Origin of the sequence: Halobacillus litoralis, from assembly GCF_004101865.1 — a bacterium.
Taxonomy (GTDB): domain Bacteria; phylum Bacillota; class Bacilli; order Bacillales; family Halobacillaceae; genus Halobacillus; species Halobacillus litoralis_A.
Genome location: NZ_CP026118.1, coordinates 167360 through 181938, shown reverse-complemented (window position 1 = coordinate 181938; position 14579 = coordinate 167360). Strand labels below are relative to the sequence as shown.

Annotated in this window: 18 protein-coding genes; 2 read left to right on the top strand and 16 right to left on the bottom strand. The window is 39.5% G+C overall.

The genetic code is table 11. From position 1 onward, the window contains the following. Positions 1-14: 14 nt before the first annotated feature. The gene (locus HLI_RS00990) at positions 15-947 is read right to left on the bottom strand and encodes an exonuclease domain-containing protein (protein WP_128522636.1); all 933 of its coding nucleotides are present in this window, start codon (positions 945-947) and stop codon (positions 15-17) included. A gap of 318 nt (positions 948-1265) precedes the next feature. Next, positions 1266-2201 carry a DMT family transporter gene (locus HLI_RS00985; RefSeq protein WP_241655914.1) on the bottom strand — a complete coding sequence of 312 codons (936 nt, stop codon included), beginning with the start codon at positions 2199-2201 and terminating at the stop codon, positions 1266-1268. 116 nt (positions 2202-2317) lie between these two features. Between HLI_RS00985 and HLI_RS00980 the strand changes: the two genes are divergently transcribed. Then, positions 2318-2653, top strand: coding sequence for a DUF3889 domain-containing protein (locus HLI_RS00980; RefSeq protein ID WP_128522635.1), 336 nt, complete (start codon positions 2318-2320; stop codon positions 2651-2653). 39 nt (positions 2654-2692) lie between these two features. Here the strand turns inward: HLI_RS00980 and HLI_RS00975 are convergent, their stop codons facing one another. From HLI_RS00975 to msrB, 4 genes are all read right to left on the bottom strand, one after another. Beyond that, on the bottom strand, positions 2693-3247 hold the full coding sequence (locus tag HLI_RS00975) for a nitroreductase family protein (RefSeq protein ID WP_128522634.1): 555 nt from the start codon (positions 3245-3247) through the stop codon (positions 2693-2695). A gap of 74 nt (positions 3248-3321) precedes the next feature. Continuing rightward, the gene (locus HLI_RS00970; RefSeq protein ID WP_128522633.1) at positions 3322-3792 is read right to left on the bottom strand and encodes a GNAT family N-acetyltransferase; all 471 of its coding nucleotides are present in this window, start codon (positions 3790-3792) and stop codon (positions 3322-3324) included. A 128-nt stretch (positions 3793-3920) separates the two neighbouring features. After that, entirely contained in the window at positions 3921-4892 is a 972-nt protein-coding gene (locus HLI_RS00965; RefSeq protein WP_128522632.1) for an ABC transporter substrate-binding protein, read from the bottom strand. A gap of 164 nt (positions 4893-5056) precedes the next feature. After that, positions 5057-5626 (bottom strand): peptide-methionine (R)-S-oxide reductase MsrB, encoded by a 570-nt coding sequence (gene msrB / locus HLI_RS00960; RefSeq protein WP_241655913.1) that lies wholly within the window; start codon positions 5624-5626, stop codon positions 5057-5059. Between the two features lie 145 nt (positions 5627-5771). On the opposite strand from msrB, the gene HLI_RS00955 reads away from it, so the two are divergent. Beyond that, positions 5772-6233: a YusW family protein gene (locus HLI_RS00955; RefSeq protein ID WP_164908437.1), complete on the top strand. Its 462-nt coding sequence runs from the start codon at positions 5772-5774 to the stop codon at positions 6231-6233. 93 nt (positions 6234-6326) lie between these two features. Here HLI_RS00955 and HLI_RS00950 read toward each other — a convergent pair whose 3' ends face one another. The 10 genes from HLI_RS00950 to HLI_RS00905 all read right to left on the bottom strand — a co-directional run bounded on the left by HLI_RS00950 (position 6327) and on the right by HLI_RS00905 (position 14480). Then, entirely contained in the window at positions 6327-7199 is an 873-nt protein-coding gene (locus HLI_RS00950; protein WP_128522630.1) for a CvfB family protein, read from the bottom strand. Positions 7200-7317: 118 nt separating this feature from the next. Next, complete coding sequence (locus tag HLI_RS00945; RefSeq protein ID WP_008640034.1) at positions 7318-7404, bottom strand: YjcZ family sporulation protein; 87 nt, start codon at positions 7402-7404, stop codon at positions 7318-7320. Between the two features lie 91 nt (positions 7405-7495). Continuing rightward, positions 7496-8488, bottom strand: a complete 993-nt coding sequence (locus HLI_RS00940) for an LLM class flavin-dependent oxidoreductase (RefSeq protein ID WP_128522629.1) — start codon at positions 8486-8488, stop codon at positions 7496-7498. A 23-nt stretch (positions 8489-8511) separates the two neighbouring features. Beyond that, a complete protein-coding gene (locus tag HLI_RS00935; RefSeq protein ID WP_241655912.1) occupies positions 8512-8901 on the bottom strand; it encodes a PadR family transcriptional regulator in 390 nt (129 codons plus the stop codon). A gap of 137 nt (positions 8902-9038) precedes the next feature. Next, on the bottom strand, positions 9039-10031 hold the full coding sequence (locus HLI_RS00930; RefSeq protein WP_128522627.1) for a zinc-binding dehydrogenase: 993 nt from the start codon (positions 10029-10031) through the stop codon (positions 9039-9041). Positions 10032-10191: 160 nt separating this feature from the next. Then, positions 10192-10980 (bottom strand): 3D domain-containing protein, encoded by a 789-nt coding sequence (locus tag HLI_RS00925; protein ID WP_128522626.1) that lies wholly within the window; start codon positions 10978-10980, stop codon positions 10192-10194. Between the two features lie 325 nt (positions 10981-11305). Beyond that, positions 11306-12925, bottom strand: a complete 1620-nt coding sequence (locus HLI_RS00920; RefSeq protein WP_128522625.1) for an ABC-F family ATP-binding cassette domain-containing protein — start codon at positions 12923-12925, stop codon at positions 11306-11308. A gap of 312 nt (positions 12926-13237) precedes the next feature. Further along, positions 13238-13450 carry a cold-shock protein gene (locus HLI_RS00915; protein ID WP_128522624.1) on the bottom strand — a complete coding sequence of 71 codons (213 nt, stop codon included), beginning with the start codon at positions 13448-13450 and terminating at the stop codon, positions 13238-13240. Between the two features lie 75 nt (positions 13451-13525). Next, positions 13526-13726: a cold-shock protein gene (locus HLI_RS00910; RefSeq protein ID WP_008640023.1), complete on the bottom strand. Its 201-nt coding sequence runs from the start codon at positions 13724-13726 to the stop codon at positions 13526-13528. A 250-nt stretch (positions 13727-13976) separates the two neighbouring features. Beyond that, positions 13977-14480, bottom strand: coding sequence for a superoxide dismutase family protein (locus HLI_RS00905; protein WP_241655911.1), 504 nt, complete (start codon positions 14478-14480; stop codon positions 13977-13979). Between the last annotated feature and the right edge of the window lie 99 nt (positions 14481-14579).

Sequence of the window (14579 nt, the reverse complement as noted above, 5' to 3'; positions counted from 1 at the left end):
AAAGCTCATCTACATTACATAGATGAGCTTTTTAATTGCTCCAGAAAAACGTCTTCCATGATTATTTCTATAGGATATCCTTGGCTTAATAAAATTTCTGCTCGTTCAAGTTCACTTGTTTTCTTACCTTGTTTATAGTTTTCATAAGTCGATTCACTTACGACGATAAAGTTCGTGTTGTGTTCTACCGTCGGATGCCACACTGCACCTACGTTTACAATCTCCTGGATAGCTTCTTCCCTTTTCAACTGACTTAACTGCCCTGCAAAAACAATTGAAGCAGCATAGTAAGGATGTGAAAGATCAAACTCTGTTGTAGCAGCAACAAAGGACTTTGAAGTGTCTATTTTCGGTTTTTTCCTTTTATTTAAGCGTGCAGGTTCATATCCACCTTCATACATCATGCCATTTGTCGTACCCGTCTTTTTGACTAAATCCTTAATATCTGTAGCTGCCAATTCTTCTTTTGCACTTAACAATATGTGAGCAGCTGCTTTCGCATCTTCAAGTGCATGGTGGTGATCAAATATAAATCCCAGGTGTTTAGAAACGATATTTAAATTGTATTTGGGGAGACTCCACGTTTTCTTGGAGATATTCACCGTACAATTATAAGCAAGCATCGGATAGGAAAGATTGTATTGATCAAGGACGGCACGTAATACCCCCATATCGAACTGAGCATTGTGAGCCACAACTAATTTACCTTCAACCAGCTGTTTGATTTCTTGATTCCATAGAACATCAAACTCTTCAGCATCAGAAACATCTACTTTAGTAATACCATGGACAAGAACATTCATTGGAGCGAAATAATTATTATGTGGTTTGACTAATCGATAGTACTCTCTCTTCAAAGCTCCGTTTTCATATTCAACTAAACCAATCGAACAGACCGAAGATCTAGCTGAGTTTGCGGTTTCAAAATCAAGGGCTACAAAATTCATGAGAAACTCCTTTTCGTACATTTATATTATAATCATAAATCCCTTCAAGCGTTTCGTCCATAAGAAAGTCTCACTCTCACGCTGAAAAAATTTTGACAGGATAAGTCCAACTTTCTTGGAAATTATAACGTAAAAGGGGGCGAACATGATGTCTTTCGATTATGCTCAACTATCTGATGAAAAGCTGGAAAAAATCGAAGAATTAGAAAGGCAATTGAACATAGTATTGATTGCATTCGATTCCAAATATCAACAGTAAGGTACAAAAGCGCAAGCGCCTTGAACAGCCTCGACAAGCTTAAGAACACGGAAGGCTGATCAGGCGCTTTTTTTTCGATATCGTTTTTGATTTTCCCATAAATGCTGCAGTGCTCCTGTACCTATAAGGACTCCTGCTATAATCAATACAAGTCCTATGATATGTGCGAAGAAAAGAGTCTCCTCTAAGAAAAGAACCGAACCGACCACTGCAAAAAAAGAATTAAAGTTAATGAAAACAGCTGATTCTGATGCTCCCACCTGTTTAATTGCAAAATTATACACCATATGCCCGAAAGCTGTACAAATTAATGCACTGAACAAAAACACCAGGAATAAATGAGTATCCAACAACGATAAGATTTGACCTGGTTCCCCTTCTAAAAACAAACTTGTAAAGAAAATGAAAAAAGATCCTCCAAGAAGCATATACCCTGTCAATAATCGCGGGTCTAAGTTCGGATTCAATTTACTGATCATGATGAAACTGAAAGCCTGTGCTGTAATAGACAGGAAAATCATAAAATCCCCGCTTGAGATACCTGCAAAACCATCCTCACCTGTCAATGTCGTAATAAGCACCCCGGTAAAGCCCAATAGAAAGCCAAACGTCTTGAAAACTGTCACCTTTTTACTTAACAAGATAGTAGACAACACCATTGTCAGCAATGGTCCTAATCCGATGATTATTCCTGCATTAACCCCTGATGTATAAAGCAACCCGACTCCCATCAACGCGTGGTGGGCGACCACATTAAATAACGAAATGGATAGTATGGTAAGGATTTCTTTTTTAGAAGGTAATCTGAATAGTCCCATTATTGCCATTATCACCAGAACTCCGATGCCTGCAGTAAATATTCGTACAGATGTGAGCAGAATCGGATCAATATGCGCTACCAGGACCTTAATAGCAGAGACATTAAAGCCCCAAACCAACATAACAAGCATCAATAATATATAAATTCGCTTCATAAAACCACCAAATTTCTTCACGTAAGTATATCCTTTTATTTTATGGGCCAATTCCCTTGCTGTCCAACCTTTTATCCTCTAAGAGAATATTTTCGATAATCATTCAAAGGATAGTAGTAAAGGAAGGAGGTAAGGTGATGAAGTCAAAGCCTATTAAAGGGCTAGTATTCATACTAGTGCTCGTTTTTCTTTCATTATCTTTCAACCACGTGTTTGCCCAGCCGCCTGAATATGCAAAATGGGGTAAAACAGCGGTTGAAGAAACTGTGAAGAAGTACCCGGATTCAGAACTGGTGAATTACGATTACAATGGAAAAGTAATTATTTCCGAAGATCGCTCTCAATATAATTTCAAATTCACCCTGAACACGGCAAATGGACAAAAGAAGGAAGTCCTTGTTTATGTTTTGGTCAATCAAAAAAGCGATCAACTGATTGATGTACATTTTGATGAGTTAGGAAGTCCCAATTGAACAAAAAGAGCACACCCTTTTGAGATGTGCTCTTTTTGTTCAATTTTTAAAAATCGTCAGTTTATCTTCAATTGGTGACCGTTGCTTCGGTTTAGGTTGTTGGTCAAAGAAACCCATGTGAATGAAGCCAACAATCTTCTCTCCTGGTTGGACACCTAATAGTTCACGTACTCGTGGTTCATGAATTTGTGGATTAGTTTTCCACACAACTCCTAACTCCTGCTCCCATGCGAGGAGTTGAAAATTCTGAAGCAGGCAGCTGATAGCTCCGAAGTTTTCTTCCCATTGTTTTTGTCTTGGATCCTCATTCATGACTGCAATCAAGAATGCAGCTGGCTGACTGAAATAATTTCGGCGGTTTTCCTGCATGTCTCTCGGAAAAGTTTTAACGAGAGACTCTACAAACTGCTCCTTCTCTTCTGTAGGAATGAAAATGAAACGCCAAGGTTCCCTCAAACCATGTGTAGGAGCCCAACGGGCATCCTCTAACAGTCCTGTTATTAATTCTGTAGGTACTTCCTTATCTAAGTAACCACTCTTTACTGAGCGGCGTTCACGAATGATATTAGCTAGATTTGTTTTTGTCTTTTCCATACCTCTCACCTACATTACGTTATTGTGATTACAATGGTAATGATAATCGTTATCAATTGATGTGTCAAGTGGATTTAAAGGTGTTTGGACATATGAAGATCCGTTGTCGAGAATTTCATTCGTCTGTATAAATGAATAGCACGTTCATTATGCCCGAATACATGTAGAGAAAGCTTCTTAACCCCTGTTCCTTTAAGATGTCTTTCAAGAGCAGTTATCGCTTTTTTTCCAAAACCCTTCCCCCTCTCGGTTTCATAAATGACAAAATTATAAATGAACGCTTCCTTTTGGGATTGCTCTGGGTCAAAATGGTACCAAAAATAACCTATATTTATTTTTGCGGCTTGATCGAAAATAGATAAAAAATAGTGGTTATTAGTAGAGAGTCCATCAGGTAACAAATAGCGGAATGTTTCTTCTGATTTTTGCATCGCCTCTTCTTCTGTCCAAGTTCCCGCCTTTACTTTTTCCTCTGCATATCCTTTCTTTAAGTCGACTACCTCTTTCTTGAATTCATCATTTTGCATTTTTTCAAGCATCACCATTATGTAAGCCCCTTTCCAAGTGTCTTTCTTTACTAAGTATTCATAAGATTCATATTTATTCTCTATTCATTATATAACAAAGAGCTATCCGTCACATTAACCAGCGTAACGAATAGCCCTTTTTTCTTCTATTTGAGATTTTCAGCGATTTCTTCTGCTAATTTTTCTGCTGAAAGTGGTCCAGCAAATGTACCCATGTCTCCAGGGAGTTTATAAGTTTTCCCTTCCTCTACAAAATCCAAGTTTGTCCATGCAGGATTATCTGCCAGGGTATCAAAGATTGGATCGTCTTCTTGAACCAGGTAAAAGAAATGGGAGTCCTGATAGTTCTGTAAGGCTTCGACATCTGTTGATATAAACCCATAAATCTCAGGCTGTTCAGTAATTACAGCGTTTTGGATTCCCATTTGATCAAGGACACCCGCCACTACAGAGTTATCTGTGAATAATCTCATCGTCGGAGTATTTTGTGAAGTGAATGCTTGAGTAACCACAGCGTTCATTTTTTCTTCCCCAGATACTTCTTCGCCTAACTTCTCCATCTTCGTCTCCATCTGTTCAATTACTTCTTCAGCCTGCTCTTCTTTATTAAAAATTTCACTCATCGTTGTGAATTCATTGATAAGGTGTTGGTATTGATCGGTTGATCCCTCTTCAGAATATGGAGAAAACATAAATGTAGGTGCGATATCATTCAGCTGATCTGCAAATCCTTCATGACGGTATTTTGCGCCAATGATTAAATCTGGATCCAACCGGGAAATCGCTTCAAAATTCGGCTCAGAGCGAGTTCCCACATCTTCAACTTCATCACTGAGCGGTTCGCCAACGTTGACCCATTTGTCATATCCTTCTTTGTCTGCAACCCCAACTGGTTGAATACCTAGAGGCAGTATATGCTCAACGTATGTCCATTCGAGAACGACAACTCGCTTAGGAACCCCCTCGATAGTTACCTCACCCATACTATCTTCGAATTTCATAGCTTGCTGGTTAGTTTCTTCGTCTTCAGAAGAACTTTCACCTTCTGTTCGTTCATCGCTGCATGCTACTAATAAAACTAAAACAAATAGTAAACAGATGCTTTTCCAGCCCTTCATAAATACGCTTCCTTTCTATTTCCTCTCTTTCACTTTGGAAAATATGTATGATTGATAAGGATTATCATTATCATTAATGAGTATATAGATGCATTTGATGATTGTCAATGATAATCAATATCAATTAAAAAGGATAGAGATTTTATACTCTATCCTTTGACTAATTATTTAATATCTTCTAAAAAAGGACCGTATCCACGCGCTTCCATTTCATCCTTTGGTATGAATTCCATAGCTGCACTGTTCATACAATAACGGAGTCCAGTGGGATCGGGACCATCATTAAAAACATGCCCAATGTGGCTGTCAGCTCCCTTGCTTCGCACTTCAGTCCTTACACCAAAAATACCTGGATCATCTTTAGTAACGATATTTTCTTCTACAAGTGGCTGTGAGAAGCTCGGCCACCCCGTTCCTGATTTATATTGATCAGCGGAGCTGAACAAAGGCTCACCAGATACAAGATCTACATATATTCCTTTTTCTTTATTATCCCAATATTCATTGTTAAACGCTGGCTCTGTGCCGTCATTCTGTGTCACATCATATTGTGTTTTCGTCAATAAATCCTTTAATTCTTGCTCAGAATATGCTTTCTCTTCTCCGTTATACATTTGAACAACCTTCATTTTATTTTCCTTGGAAGCTGCTCCCAAGCCGTTATAATAAGCAAAACCGGCGCTTAATCCAAAAATAATGATGATACTTAGGGTCCATATTACAATTTTTTTCACTTAACTACCTCCTTGAAGGGAATACCCTCATATCTTAATATTATCATCTTGATTAACAATAAAATATTCTAATGTTTCTAATTAGCCAATGTTATGAAATGGTATTTTTTTGGCTATCCTAGAGACATCGAATGGAGGGATGAATATGATCAGATCTGGCATACTTACTTTTGTTTTCTTTAGTATATTGATCGCAGCTGGGTGTGGAGGCACGAATAATAAGGATGAAGCTATGGATACCAAAAAGCTGACGAATATTGAAAACATTGCTTTTGATACTCAACAGACTGCACCGAACGCTTTTAGGTTTACAAAGTTTGATATGGAAGTGGATTATGTAGACACCCTTTCCTATGGAATTGACTATGAGCATGAAAATCAGCAGACGAAGGCAGTTATTCATGAAATCGGAGAAGAAAGAATAAGCGGTGAAGAAGCTTTGGACCAGCTTACCCCCCACTTTCAGGAAATGAGTTTTGATGAAGACACCCCAGAAGATGAGGTCATTGAAGAAGTTTTAAACATATTAGGGTTAGATCAAACATTCAAAGAATTTAAATTAGAAGTGGTTTTCAGCAATGGTGTTAATAAAGAATATGAAAGTTAGCATAAAAAACAAGCTTCCTGGCTGAGAAACGGCTGTCACTTAGAAGCTTGTTTTTTTATTTTTTGTTCGGAGTTGCTACTTAGTTTGAAGTAATTAGTGTTTAATAGAAGTTTGTCCTTCAGTTTGTTCGACTTTATCTTCTTTCATCAGCTGACCTAAGGCCCTTTTAAAGGCGGATTTACTGATATTGAACGTATTTCTGATAGCTTCTGGATCACTTTTATCGTGAAAAGGCATCACGCCGTCATTTTCTACTAAATAATCGTAAATAACTTCAGCATCTTCTCTCATTCCTTCTTGCTTCAAAGGACGGAGAGAAAGGTTGATGGTTCCATCCTCTTTGACATTTATGACCCTGGCAGTCACGGTTTCTCCCAAACGCGGTTCCTCTTTTCTTTCGCTTGGATGGATAAATCCTCTATATCCTTCGCCTGTCAGGACAGTTGTCCCTGCTTTGATGGCACGATATACTCGGGCAGTCACTTCCTGGTGAAGCAGATTTTCCGGAGCTTGTTCTAAATCATCCATGACTTCTTGTTCTGAGATAGGCTCTGCCAGTAAACGTCCTTTTTTATCAATTTCTAGACTTACAAATAAATGGTCTCCCTCTTTTGGCCAGACGGATTTCCACAAAGGCAGGTGGTCGTTTGATACGAGAATGTCTTTATCACGTAAACCGATGTCGACGAATGCTCCCATATTCGGAACCACTTCAACTACTTTTGCCCAACCATATGAATCCCTGGTGATTTCAGGGATGCTCAAGGTAGCGGAGACTCGTCCTTTTTTATCGGAATAAATGAAAAGGTCTAAGGTGTCATTTAATTCTAGCTCTCTGTCGATTTCTGCAACTTCTTCATCCGGTAAATGGATTTCTTGATTGTTCGCTGAAACGACGAAGCCTTCAGTGATTTTTTTCAAAACGGTACACTTTTGTACTGTACCTAGCATATTTACATCTGACATATATATTCCATCCTTTTTTGAAACGTAATGTTACTTATTATAGCTTACCCATCGTCATTTTAAAATGGTCTGGTTTATGTAAATAGAAAAAGCGTGGCAGTTGCCACACTTTTAACTATTAATACCACCAAGAAGCTCCTACAATAATCAGGAGAATAAACAAAACAACGATTAGCGCAAAGCCTCCACCATATCCTTTACTCATTCCAATTCCCCCCTTTACTTTTATATATGTTGAACCATGGAGGACTGTATGGGTGAAAGGAGGAGATTCATCAATGATTAGGCACTTGTAACTAGGTGAATAACTTTGCAACCCTTTCGTAGCTTTTCAATTTCTCGGTGAAGTTGAAAATATTAGTTATGATAAGGAACTCATCTGTACCGTATAAATCGGCCAGGCGAGTCAATTCATTCTTCACCTTGGTTGGGCCCCCTATGATGCAGCGCCTTCGATTCTGGTGAATTTTATTAATTTCTTCTTCCGTATATGGATATTCTTTCGCTTCTTCTATCGACGGGACCCTAGTCTCTATGCCTTTTTCAACTTGAAGCAACCATAGATCTTGACTCAAAGCCAGTTCTTCTGCCTCTTCTTCTGTGTCTGCGCAAATTACAAAAATGCACACATTTACTCTCGGATTGTCTGCTTCCTTTAATGGCTTGAATTTCTCCCGATAAACATGGATCGCTTCTCTTCCTTGATCCGGATTAATGAAATGTCCAAAAGTAAAGCCCGCCCCATTCACTGCCGCATGCTTTGCTCCACGTGCTGTCAACCCCAAAACCCACATATCAGGCTGGTTAGGTGTATAGGGTCTTGCGCTTACACCAAAATAGCTGTCTCCTTTTGGAACTGATCCATTCAAAAACTGTTGAAGCTCTTTCACTTGTCTAGAAAAAGCACTCAATGACTTTTCCTGACCGTCGGTGAGGGCGAGACGTGTTTTCTTACCCCCTCCGGGAGACCGGCCAAGGCCAAGGTCGATGCGTCCAGGATAGAAGGCTTCCAACATACGAAAGTTTTCGGCAACTTTCAACGGGCTGTATTGAGGTAATAAAACTCCGCCTGATCCTACACGTATCCGATTTGTTGCAGCAGCAATCTGACCGATTAATATTTCAGGTGATGTACTCGCAAGTCCGTTCGTGCTATGATGTTCTGCTACCCAATAACGATGATAGCCAGATTTTTCAGTGGATTGAGCCAGGCTGATCGTTTGTTGAAGCGCTTCTGTTGCTGTTTGTCCTTTGGAAATTGGGCTCTGGTCTAATACGCTGAGTTTCAACTAAGTACATCCTCTCTATGGCATTACCGGTACACATCATTCATGATTTGTTTCAGTATTTGCATCTGTTCTTCGAAAAGCAATTTGTAACGCTTTTTCAAAACATCAAATTCTTCTTTACCCTCGTCAGTAAGGGAGTACCAGTATACTTTTTGTCTCTTTTTATCATGTGACTTATAATCTTCTTTTCGATATAATAACCCTTGTTCTGACATTTCATGCAAAGTGTCTAATAGTGTGGAAGGTGCTGGAACCCAGTTGTTAGTCAACTTTTTGAACTCTGATTTGAAGTGTTCGCTGATCATCGGCTGATGTACTTGTAACAAATGCATTATATAAAACTTTGTAAATTGGGCGGCACTCATATTCAAGGCAAAACGCTTCGGGTTATTCTTGTGAGACAAAAAATCCACCTCCTATGAAAATAGTTGATACTCCTATTTTACAATAAAAGGTGGTTGATTTGTCTAATCATACGCACATTCGTTCGGTTTATGGATTTGTTTAATTTTTAGTTCGGAGTTGCTACTAAGTTTTAAGAGGGAGACGCTTACAGTTGAAGACCTATTTTCCCGAAATTTTTAGTGTCTCTTAAATATTCGAATGCCTGCTGATAATCTTCCATCGGGAAAACCTTGTCCAACTGAGGGTGAATCTGCTTTTCGGTCACAAATGTCAGCATCTCGCGGAATTCATCGGCACTCCCCATCGTCGATCCTAGCAGATTGTATTGACCGTAGAAGAACTTACGGATATTGATGCTCACCTCATCTTCAGTCGTTGAACCAAATGTGACAACGGTCCCGCCTTTTCTGACAATACCTAATGATTTATTGAATGTAGCCCGCCCGATGCTTTCGACTACGATATCCACCTTTTCTTCAGCCAATTCGTCTGTCCAATCACTCTCTGTGGAAATAGCCAGATCCGCTCCTAACTGCAAGGCTTCTTCCTGTTTTTCTTTTGATCTGGAAGTAACGATTACACGTGCCCCAATCGCTTTGGCGAATTTCAAAGCATATGTTAAAACACCGCTTCCAATTCCAGGTAACAGGACTGTTTGATCGGGCTGCAAATTCCCTCTTGTCATCAATGCTCGATAAGCAGTGAGAGCAGCCAATGGCAGAACTCCCGCTTCCTCGAAAGTTAAATGCTCTGGCATTGTTTCTACATGGTCTTCTGTACAGGTATAGTATTCGGCAAACGTACCATGATCGGGAAGACCGACGATTTCAAATCCTTCTGGAGGAGCATCCGACTTTTGCTGCCACCCTAATCCTGGATTTGCGACTACCTTATCCCCCACACGGAACTTAGTGACTTCACTTCCGACAGCTTCCACAACACCTGCGGCATCAGATCCAGGTATCAAAGCTGGATCTGATGCTTTGTGTCTTTTAGTCACAACCGCTAAATCTCTTCTGTTCATCCCCGCTGTATGTACTTTGATTTTCACTTCTCTGGATTTCAACGATGGTGAATCCATATCCTTAAGATGTAAACCCTCTAATCCAGTTTTCCCTTCATGTACAATCGCTTTCATGTATAGCTCCCCTTTCGTTAGTCAATGTGAGTATAGTCTATCAATAAGTATCTCCATGTCAAAGCAATAAACATCCAAATTAAAAACCCCTTCTGAAAATTCATTCAGTAAGGGGTTTGATAAGTAAAATATAAAAGCATTCTCTTATAAAGATATGCTATCAGTCAGCTAACACTTGTACTTTTACAGATTTCCTACCAAAGTTCAATGCGTCCTCACGATTAGGCATGAATACATCAATACGGTTTCCGTTAATAGCTCCGCCTGTATCTCCTGCAATCGCAACACCATATCCTTCTACGTGAACTTTAGATCCTAATGGAATGACGTTCGGATCTACCGCTATCACTTTTTGATCAGGGTTTGCATTCAAATCAATTCCTGTTGCTGTTACTCCACTGCACCCTGTGCAGTTAGCTGTGTAAGCTGTAGCTTCTGCGGTGAACTCTTTCACAACATCATTGCCTGTATCTTGTGTAGTGCTTGTTTGTGTAGCTGTGGACGTATTGGAACTGCTGTTTGAACTGCTGCTGTTATTTGATGGTGCAGAAGTTTTTGCTGCTTGTCCATCTACTTTGAACTGATCGCCAGGGTGGATGAGGGTAGAAGATAGGTTATTCCACGCCATCAATTGATCCACTGTAATATTGAATTTTTGTGAAATGGCGTACAACGTATCTCCGGATTTCACTGTATAAGTGGAATTGTTCGAAGATTTAGTAGTAGTAGTTGCTGTTTCATTGTTTACAGTTAATGATTGACTCGGGTAAATCAAGTTGGAATTTAAATCGTTCCAGGACTTCAAATCACTTACAGATACATCATACTTTTGGGAAATGCTCCAAAGTGTATCACCTTTATTGATCTTATATTCTTCAGCACTCACAGTTGTTGCTAATACTCCTGTTAATGCCACGGTCGCTGCAACAGAAAATACAGTTTTTTTCATAAAATTCTGCCTCCTCTTGATTGGTTGATCACTATTTTCAATAAGGTGATCATGTCACAATTACAAGATTACCAGAATTTCAGTAGAAATTAAGAACAAACAAGCAACAGTTTGATTTCAAAATTAACATCCATATGTCACAGACATTACAAAAAGAGCATCTGGGCTGATAATCAGTCAAAAATGCTCTGAATCTATCTTCATTCGCCAAAATCTTACATACAAAATAATGTCTTTTCTTATATATTCTTACCACCTGCGTAAGAATAAAAACATAAATAATCGAAAAAAAGCGCCTGTCGACGGTGACAGACGCTTTAATCATTTATGCATATTTTGCAGTTAACTGCTTTTGGACTTCTGGATCGTTCAAAAATTCATCATAACTCATTTCTTTATCAACAATACCATTCGGAGTGATTTCAATAATCCTGTTAGCGATGGTTTGGATGAATTCATGGTCATGGGAAGCAAAAATGACAGATCCTTTGAAATTGATCAATCCTTTGTTCAAGGAAGTGATGGACTCTAAATCCAGGTGGTTGGTCGGCTCATCTAAAAGAAGCACATTCGCTCCTGAAAGCATCATTTTAGAAAGCATACAACGGACTTTCTCTCCCCCGGAGAGAACATTCGCTTTCTTCAATGCTTCCTCACCAGAGAACAGCATACGGCCTAAGAAGCTGCGAAGGAACGTCTCTGTCTGGTCTTCCGGTGAATATTGACGAAGCCATTCTACAAGGCTGAGGTTGGATCCTTCAAAGAATGCTGAGTTATCTTTAGGGAAATAACTTTGAGAAGTAGTCACTCCCCACTTATACGTGCCTTCATCAGGTTCGATTTCACCCATCAAGATTTGGAACAGTGCAGTCTTAGCCGTCTCATTTGCCCCGACAAGAGCTACTTTATCATCCTTGTTCAGAGTGAAACTGATGTTATCAAGCACTTTTACTCCACCAATCGTTTTAGACAAGTTTTCAACCGTCAACAGGTCATTTCCGATTTCACGATCTGCATTGAATGAAATATACGGATATTTCCTTGATGAAGGTTGAATATCATCGAGCGTAATCTTATCAAGCAATTTTTTACGTGATGTCGCTTGTTTGGATTTAGAGGCATTCGCACTGAAACGCGCAATGAATTCTTTCAAGTCATTGATTTTCTCTTCTTTTTTCTTATTTTGCTCTTGCGCCATCTTCATAGCTAACTGACTGGATTCATACCAGAAGTCATAGTTACCGACATAGATCTGGATTTTACCGAAATCCAAGTCTGCAATATGAGTACAGACATTATTCAGGAAGTGACGGTCATGGGAGACGACTATGACTGTGTTTTCAAAATCGATGAGGAAATCTTCCAGCCATTGGATCGCTTTAATATCCAGGTGGTTGGTCGGCTCATCGAGAAGCAGAACATCAGGGTTACCGAATAAAGCTTGAGCTAGTAACACTTTAACTTTATCTGAACCTGCCAGCTCGCTCATCTGTTTATCATGCAGGTTTTCGCCGATTCCCAATCCTTTCAAGAGACGGGCTGCATCAGATTCAGCTTCCCAGCCATTCATCTCCGCAAATTCCCCTTCTAATTCAGCAGCACGCATACCGTCTTCTTCAGAGAATTCACCTTTCATATAAATAGCGTCTTTCTCTTTCATGACATCATAGAGACGGGTGTGCCCCATGATTACGGTTTCCAACACTTGGTATTCATCATATTCAAAGTGGTTCTGCTTAAGCACGGCAAGGCGCTGGTCATTCTTCAGGGAAACGTCGCCGGTCTGAGCTTCGATTTCTCCGCTTAACACCTTAAGAAATGTAGATTTACCGGCACCATTCGCTCCAATCAATCCATAGCAATTCCCTGGTGTGAATTTTATATTGACATCTTCGAAAAGCTTTTGATCTCCAAAACGAAGACTTACATTATTTACAGTTAACATTAGCTAGTCCTCCAGTTCGTACGTTTGTATAACAGTAAGATTATATCATTCCTTCGCTCTAGATGACAGTCGCACCTTAGGTTTTGAAGGAACCTTCTTGCAAGTAACAGTATATACTCTGCCATCCATCCTTTAACAAGGACGGCCTTCTGCATATGAAATGATATCATCTTCACGGTTTGATTAACAGGTGTTTGGATGAGAATATACGACCTCATCATCTGTCCGGATTCTTTGCAGGTTTTCGATTTATCAAGGTGCATTCCTCTTACCAAAAGAAAAAGCGATTGCAGTGGGAGCAATCGCTTTTTCTCATGATTGAGATTTATAGTATAGACTGTTGTTTTCTACTACCTGAAGGACTTTGTTCTCTTCCTCCATCGGATTGCCGCACATCGGACATTTTTTCTCGTTATTCGTTCTGAAGTTATCTCTCATCCAACAATTACAATCTTCGGATGAACACACCCAGATCTTTGTATCTTCTTCTTTGATTTCAGCCTGATTCTTTTTACCGAAAGCCATTGGTGTAGCCTCCCTTAGACTTGAAATGATATAAAAGAGACTGACCTTCTAAAGCCAGCCTCTTTTTATTTTTAATTATATTTTAGTTACGTTTGCAGCTTGTGGTCCGCGATTTCCTTCAGTAACTTCAAACTCTACTGCTTGACCTTCTTCAAGAGATTTGAAGCCTTCTTCGTTGATTGCGCTGAAGTGTACGAATACATCGTCTTCCCCTTCAACCTCGATAAAACCGAAACCTTTTTCCGCGTTAAACCACTTCACTGTACCTGTTTTCATAGGAATGGATCCTCCAATATTTCTAAAATTAATATGCGTTTTGCTTTAATGAAAAAATCACATATTATAAAAAGTACCAATAATGATTGATCACTCTTTATAATAGGTGATTTGAAGCTGTAACTTCTTTATATTGGTAATTGTTATCTAATTATAACTATACTATGACTCACCGGTGAAGTCAAGTACAGCGTACGAATGATTCTACACTATAAGTATATACGAAGAAGTAGTCATTTATTCCATTTTTTCACGATTTTTCAATGAGACCGCAAGCAATCCTTTTACCTGAATCTCCACTCGGCTGTGACTGGTAATCATCTGGTCCGTCATGGATAATCACTGTTTTACCGATTATGTCTTTCACTTGAAAGCGATCCGTGAAAAATATCATCCTCGCCCTTCCGTGATTTGAGAAAAGTACAGGAAAGTCCCCTGCATGATTTCCGTGTGGCTGTCCATCCGGATTCCAGTGCCCTCCTGCTGAACTGAAAGGATCTTTCCCATCACCGATTTCGCAAACTCCCTTTTCATGGATATGAAAACCGTGAGGCCCTACTTGTTTGCCGTTTTTCGCTTTTTGAAATGCTGGTAACCCCTCGACCTGAACAAACACTTCCACTCCATAAGGCATCTGATAAAATTGCATCGCACCCTTCAATTCAGGTGCAAGAGGACTGCTCAAAAAGCTGACTTGAGCTGTTTCAGATGCATAGGTTTGCCGATAGGGCCCTTGCTGAGCATATGGATTCACATTAACCCTCCCCCTTTCCGTTTATGTCTATGTGTAAGGCTTGACCTTCATTCCAGAATTTGTTTACAACTTATGACCGATGTGCTACACTCCGTTTAA

Coding starts and splice junctions, on each gene's coding strand:
- HLI_RS00920 (WP_128522625.1), bottom strand. CDS start 12,925: ATGTTAACTGTAAATAATGTAAGTCTTCGTTTTGGAGATCAAAAGCTT.
- HLI_RS00925 (WP_128522626.1), bottom strand. CDS start 10,980: ATGAAAAAAACTGTATTTTCTGTTGCAGCGACCGTGGCATTAACAGGA.
- HLI_RS00950 (WP_128522630.1), bottom strand. CDS start 7,199: ATGTCAGATGTAAATATGCTAGGTACAGTACAAAAGTGTACCGTTTTG.
- HLI_RS00975 (WP_128522634.1), bottom strand. CDS start 3,247: ATGGAAAAGACAAAAACAAATCTAGCTAATATCATTCGTGAACGCCGC.
- HLI_RS00955 (WP_164908437.1), top strand. CDS start 5,772: ATGATCAGATCTGGCATACTTACTTTTGTTTTCTTTAGTATATTGATC.
- HLI_RS00930 (WP_128522627.1), bottom strand. CDS start 10,031: ATGAAAGCGATTGTACATGAAGGGAAAACTGGATTAGAGGGTTTACAT.
- HLI_RS00915 (WP_128522624.1), bottom strand. CDS start 13,450: ATGGCTTTCGGTAAAAAGAATCAGGCTGAAATCAAAGAAGAAGATACA.
- HLI_RS00910 (WP_008640023.1), bottom strand. CDS start 13,726: ATGAAAACAGGTACAGTGAAGTGGTTTAACGCGGAAAAAGGTTTCGGT.
- HLI_RS00970 (WP_128522633.1), bottom strand. CDS start 3,792: ATGGTGATGCTTGAAAAAATGCAAAATGATGAATTCAAGAAAGAGGTA.
- HLI_RS00965 (WP_128522632.1), bottom strand. CDS start 4,892: ATGAAGGGCTGGAAAAGCATCTGTTTACTATTTGTTTTAGTTTTATTA.
- HLI_RS00945 (WP_008640034.1), bottom strand. CDS start 7,404: ATGAGTAAAGGATATGGTGGAGGCTTTGCGCTAATCGTTGTTTTGTTT.
- HLI_RS00990 (WP_128522636.1), bottom strand. CDS start 947: ATGAATTTTGTAGCCCTTGATTTTGAAACCGCAAACTCAGCTAGATCT.
- HLI_RS00980 (WP_128522635.1), top strand. CDS start 2,318: ATGAAGTCAAAGCCTATTAAAGGGCTAGTATTCATACTAGTGCTCGTT.